This is a genomic window from Pseudomonas luteola NBRC 103146, assembly GCF_002091675.1.
Classification (GTDB): domain Bacteria; phylum Pseudomonadota; class Gammaproteobacteria; order Pseudomonadales; family Pseudomonadaceae; genus Chryseomonas; species Chryseomonas luteola.
Genome location: NZ_BDAE01000096.1, coordinates 1 through 695, shown reverse-complemented (window position 1 = coordinate 695; position 695 = coordinate 1). Strand labels below are relative to the sequence as shown.

General features: G+C 57.6%; 1 pseudogene. It reads left to right on the top strand.

Going from position 1 to position 695, the window contains the following annotated elements:
• Positions 1-36: 36 nt before the first annotated feature.
• Positions 37-695, top strand: a pseudogene (locus PLU01S_RS25240) (IS5 family transposase); the annotation flags it as partial.

Below are 695 nucleotides of genomic sequence, written 5' to 3'. Positions count from 1 at the left end.
GTTAGCCTAATGCCGTTGTGGCAAGCGGAGGCAGACATGACAGGTCGCTACGAGCTTTCGAGTCAGCGCTGGGCATTGATTGAAGATATCGTTTCCCCTCCCCAGACCATGGGCCGTCCTCGCCGGGATGATCGACAGATGCTCAATGGTATCTTCTGGATCCTTTGCTCCGGCGCTAAATGGCGTGATCTACCCGAACGCTACGGCCCTTGGAAAACGGTTTATCAGCGTTTTCGCCAATGGCGGGACGACGGAACGTTTGAGCGCGTATTGACTCGTCTGCATCTGCGGCTTCGCCAGGATGGCTTTATCGATCTGGATACCTGGATGGTGGACTCTACGACCATTCGAGCTACCCGTGCCGCGGCAGGAGGCGGAAAAAAAGGGGCCCGGACGAACCTGTAGATCATTGCCTGGGACGCAGCCGGGGTGGGTTAGGTACCAAGATTCACCTGCTTTGCGATGCCAATGGTTATCCGCTGAGCTTTACCCTCTCGCCTGGTCAGCAGCCGATTCGCGCAACTTTATTCCGTTACTAGATCAGGTGCGTCTTCCTGGCTCTCAGGGCAGACCACGCAAGCGTTGCCGGACAGTGATCGCGGACAAGGGCTACGATAGTGAAGGGTTGCGTCGCTATTGCGACCGCTTCGGTATGCAGCCGGTGATTGCCCAGCGCACGATGCACCGCAAGCCCC